Raw genomic sequence first — 4,480 nt, 5'->3', positions numbered from 1 at the left:
CGGCAAGCTATCCGACCTGCTCGCCGCGATCGGCCTGTTCGAGCTGAAGAAGGACGGCAAGTCGTCCTACGTGCGCGCGCTGCCGCGCAAGGCCGCGCCCAAGGCCGGCAAGCCGGGCGCGGCGTGACGGCGCACCGCTGCGGACGCCGTCATGACGTGGGCCGGCGTATCGTGCGCGGCTGGCATCGCCCACCACGGGAACCGCAATGTTGAAGATCTGGGGACGTCGCAATTCCAGCAACGTGCGCAAGGTGTTGTGGTGCGCCGAGGAGATCGGCCTGCAGGTGGCCGGGATCCGCCAGCGCCACCTCGAGCGGGGCGTCTCCTCTGCGCTGACCTTCCTGGCCGCGGCCACCCAGCGCACCGAGCGGATCCGTCTGGAGACGGCGGTCGTGCCGCTCGGCTACGAGACGCCGTTCCGCCTGGCCGAGGACTTCGGCACGGTCGACGCCCTCTCGAACGGCCGGCTCAACGTCGGCGTCAGCTCCTCCGCACCGCACGGCGCGCTGCTGCACGGCCTCGGTCGCACCGAGGACGAGACCGACATCGACCCCTACGTCCTGATCGGACGCTTCCTCGAGGCGCTCGAAGGCCACGCCCTCGGCGCGGACATCCCCACGCCCTACGGCCCGCAGACTCCGCGGGTGCAGCCCCACATCGCGGGCCTCCGGGATCGGGTGTGGCTCGGCGGCGGCTCCGCCCGCTCGGTGCGCTGGGCCGCCGAGCGCGGGCTCAAGCTCCTGCTCGGGAACATCACCGCCGCCGCGGGAGCCGCCTCCTTCGAGGACGCGCAGCGCGCCCACATCGACGACTACCACGCGCACTTCGCCGGCCCCGGCACGGGGTCGGTCGGCGTCGAGCGGGTGATCCTGCCGGTCGACAGCGCCACGACCGACCAGCGCGAGCGCTACACGGCGTTCGCGGAGAGCAGGCAGGCGCGCACCGAGCAGCCCACGAACGGGCACCTGTTCCAGCGGGATCTGTTCGGCACCGCCGAGGAGATCGTGGAGCGGCTCGCGTCCGACCCGGCGATCGACGGTCGCACGGAGCTGCGCATCGCGCTGCCGTACGCGCTGTCCCTCGACGACTACCGGCAGATCCTCTCCGACATCCGCCACGCCGTCCTGCCCCGCCTCGGCTGGGTGCCGGCAGCGGGAGCGCTCGCCTCGGCCGCCGCGTAGCGCGTCACGCCGTCCTCTCCATCGTCCGTCCCCAGACACATCGACCGTCCCAGACAAGGAGCACATCATGAGTTCACGACTTCGCGTCGGCGTCGCCCTCGAGGGCGCCGGCTGGCACCCCGCGGCTTGGCGGGAGCCCTCATCGCGGCCCGCCGAACTGTTCACCCCTGAGTACTGGACCGACCTTGTCCGCACTGCGGAGGACGGGCTCCTCGACTTCGTCACCATCGAGGACTCCCTCGCCCTGCAGTCCGCGGATCCCGTCCGCGGGGACGATCGCACCGACGAGGTGCGCGGGCGCCTGGACGCACTGCTGATCGCCTCCCGCGTGGCGCCCGTCACCTCGCACATCGGGCTGATCCCGACGGCGACGACGACGCACACCGAGCCGTTCCACGTCTCCACGGGCATCGCCACGCTCGACTTCGCGAGCGAAGGCCGCGCGGGCTGGCAGGTGAAGGTGTCGGGGCGAGCCGACGAAGCCGCCCATTTCGGGCGCCGCGCGCATCCGGGCGACCAGGTCGTCTGGGGCGATCCGGCCTTCGACGCCCTGGTCCGCGAGCTCTTCGACGAGGCCGCCGACGCCGTCGAGGTCGTGCGACGGCTCTGGGACAGCTGGGAGGACGACGCCGAGATCCGCGACGTCGCCACCGACCGGTTCCTCGACGCGGACAAGGTGCACCAGATCGACTTCGAGGGCCGCTGGTTCAGCGTGCGGGGGCCCTCCATCACGCCGCGCCCGCCCCAGGGTCAGCCCGTCGTCGCCGCGCTCGCGCACGCCGAGGTACCCTACCGGCTGGCCGCCCGCTCCGCCGACCTCGTCTTCGTCACCCCGGCCGACACCGCGCACGCGGAGCGGATCCTGACCGAGGTCGCCGCCGCAGCCGAGGGACGCGACGGCGAGCCCCTGCAGGTCTTCGCGGACCTCGTGGTGTTCCTCGACGACCCGGACGGGGAGGCCGCCGCCGATCGACTCCGGCGTCTCGACGCCCTCGGCCGCCCGCTCACGAGCGACGCACGCGTCTTCACCGGCTCCGCATCCGAGCTCGCAGACCTCGTCGCCCGGCTCGGCGCCCTCGGATACGCCGGAGTGCGCCTGCGCCCGGGCGTCCTGACCGACGACCTGCCCCGCATCGCAGGCGCGTTCGCCGCTGAGCTGCGCGCGCGCGGCCTCTTCCACGACGCCTACGAGGCGGACACCCTGCGCGGGCTGCTCGGCCTGCCCGAGCACGTACCCAGTCGCTACGCCGGCGTCTGACCGATCAGAGGAGCACACCATGACCACGAGAGCACGCAAGCAGATCATCCTCGCCGCGTACGTCGGCGGAGTGAACGAGCACACCCTGTGGGAGCACCCCGACGCAGGCAGTCAGATCGACTTCTCCACGTTCCGGCACGTCGCGCAGACCGCCGAGCGCGGGCGCTTCGACTACTTCTTCCTCGCCGAGGGGCTGGCGCTGCGCGCCAGGGCCGGCCGCATCTTCGACCACGACATCGCCGGCCGCCCCGACACGCTCGCCGTCCTCGCGGCGCTGGCCGCGGTGACCGACCACATCGGCCTGGTGGGCACGCTGAACGCGACGTTCAACGAGCCGTACGAGCTCGCCCGCCAGATCGCGAGCCTCGACCACCTTTCCAGCGGTCGGGCCGGCTGGAACGTCGTCACCTCGTTCGACGCGTTCACCGGCGCGAACTTCCGCCGTGGCGGCTTCCTTCCGCACAGCGAGCGCTACGTGCGCGCGGAAGAGACGGTCGCCACGATCCGTCGGCTGTGGGACTCCTGGGCCGAGGAGGCGATCGTCGCGGACAAGGCGACGGGCGTCTTCCTCGCGGAGGCCGATGCCGGCGCGTTCGCCCAGTCCAGCACGCAGTTCGACATCGCGGGCCGCTTCACCGTGCCGCGCAGCCCGCAGGGGCGCCCGGTCATCGTCCAGGCGGGGGTCTCGCCGCAGGGCCGCGACTTCGCCGCCTCGACGGCGGACGCGATCTTCTCGCCCTATTCGTCTCTCGCCGAGGGCAAGGCGTTCTCCGCGGACATCAGGGAGCGTGCCGCCCGTTTCGGTCGCGCACCGGAGGACATCAAGATCCTGCCGGCGGCGGGATTCGTGATCGGGGATTCGGCGAAGGACGCAGAGGAGAAGGCGCGCCACATCCTCGAGCAGCAGCTGACGGACAAGACCATCCAGGTGACGTTCGAGCAGGTGTGGAACCGGGACCTGTCGGCATACGACCCCGACGGGCCGCTGCCGGACGTCGATCCGGATCCCGAGGCGCCGCCGATCATCCAGGGTCGCGCGTTCGTGTTCCAGGATCGGTTCGAGACGGTGCGCCGCTGGCGTGAGCTCGCCGAGGAGCGGGGTCTGACGCTGCGCGGGCTCGCGCACGAGATCGCCCCGGCCGCCGGCTACGTGGGCACCGCCGCGCAGGTCGCCGAGCGCCTGGACACGTTCGTGCAGGAGGACGGCGGAGACGGCGTCGTCCTCGGATCCCATGTCGTCCCCTCCGGCCTCGACGAGTTCGTCGACAAGGTCGTGCCGCTGCTGCAGGAGCGCGGTTCGCTGCGCACCGAATACGACGGCACGACCCTCCGCGCGAACCTGGGCCTGCCCCTGCCCGCACGTTCCGGAGAGCTCCTCTCCGCGACGACGGAGCAGACGCCATGACGCTCCCTCACCCGGTCGGGACCGCGTCGTCCCAGACACCGGACGCGTTCGTGCAGGAGTGGGAGGGCTGGCACGACGCGCATGAGGAGCGCCGCGCCGACCCGCACGGCTTCCTCGCCGTCACCGGCCTGTTCTGGCTGACGACCGAACCGAGCCGCTTCCCGGGGCTCCCCGGCGAGTGGTTCACCGGCGTCACCGGCCCCGTCGTGCTCCTCGCGGAGGGCGAGACGCTGACCGTCGACGGCATCGGGGTGACCGAGACGCATGCGTTCGGCCCCCTCGCCGAGCGCGGCGGCGTGACGGTCGGGTTCGAGGGAGGCGTGGTCGAAGTCGCCAAGCGCGGCGGCAGGGACATCCTGCGCCCTCGCCGGCCCGACTTCCCGTTCCTCTCGGCCTATGCGGGGACCGCCGCGTACCCGCCGGACCCGCGGTGGCGGATCACCGGCCGGTTCGTCCGGTTCGTCGCGCCGAGGGCCATCGAAGTGGGCGCCGCCGTGGACGGCATCACCCACGTGTACGACTCCCCGGGCTATGTCGAGTTCGTCCTCGACGACGAGCCGTTCCGGCTTCTCGCGTTCGACGGGCACCGACCAGGCTCCCTGTTCGCCTTGTTCACCGACGAGACCAGCGGCGTCA

General features: G+C 72.2%; 4 protein-coding genes. All 4 read left to right on the top strand.

Annotated elements, in window-relative coordinates; genetic code table 11:
- The first annotated feature begins 206 nt into the window (after positions 1–206).
- The gene (locus B7X32_RS18790; protein ID WP_292723184.1) at positions 207–1,181 is read left to right on the top strand and encodes an LLM class flavin-dependent oxidoreductase; all 975 of its coding nucleotides are present in this window, start codon (positions 207–209) and stop codon (positions 1,179–1,181) included.
- Between the two features lie 67 nt (positions 1,182–1,248).
- Positions 1,249–2,439, top strand: coding sequence for an LLM class flavin-dependent oxidoreductase (locus B7X32_RS18785; protein WP_292723181.1), 1,191 nt, complete (start codon positions 1,249–1,251; stop codon positions 2,437–2,439).
- Positions 2,440–2,458: 19 nt separating this feature from the next.
- Positions 2,459–3,844 carry an NtaA/DmoA family FMN-dependent monooxygenase gene (locus tag B7X32_RS18780; protein WP_292723179.1) on the top strand — a complete coding sequence of 462 codons (1,386 nt, stop codon included), beginning with the start codon at positions 2,459–2,461 and terminating at the stop codon, positions 3,842–3,844.
- Positions 3,841–4,480, top strand: a 640-nt coding sequence (locus B7X32_RS18775; RefSeq protein ID WP_292723177.1) for a DUF1684 domain-containing protein, incomplete at its 3' end; no start/stop codon positions are given. The genes B7X32_RS18780 and B7X32_RS18775, both read left to right, overlap by 4 nt.

This window comes from Microbacterium sp. 13-71-7, from assembly GCF_002257455.1.
Classification (GTDB): domain Bacteria; phylum Actinomycetota; class Actinomycetes; order Actinomycetales; family Microbacteriaceae; genus Microbacterium.
This window is presented reverse-complemented; position numbering and strand designations above follow the sequence as displayed.

Coding starts and splice junctions, on each gene's coding strand:
- B7X32_RS18790 (WP_292723184.1), top strand. CDS start 207: ATGTTGAAGATCTGGGGACGTCGCAATTCCAGCAACGTGCGCAAGGTG.
- B7X32_RS18785 (WP_292723181.1), top strand. CDS start 1,249: ATGAGTTCACGACTTCGCGTCGGCGTCGCCCTCGAGGGCGCCGGCTGG.
- B7X32_RS18780 (WP_292723179.1), top strand. CDS start 2,459: ATGACCACGAGAGCACGCAAGCAGATCATCCTCGCCGCGTACGTCGGC.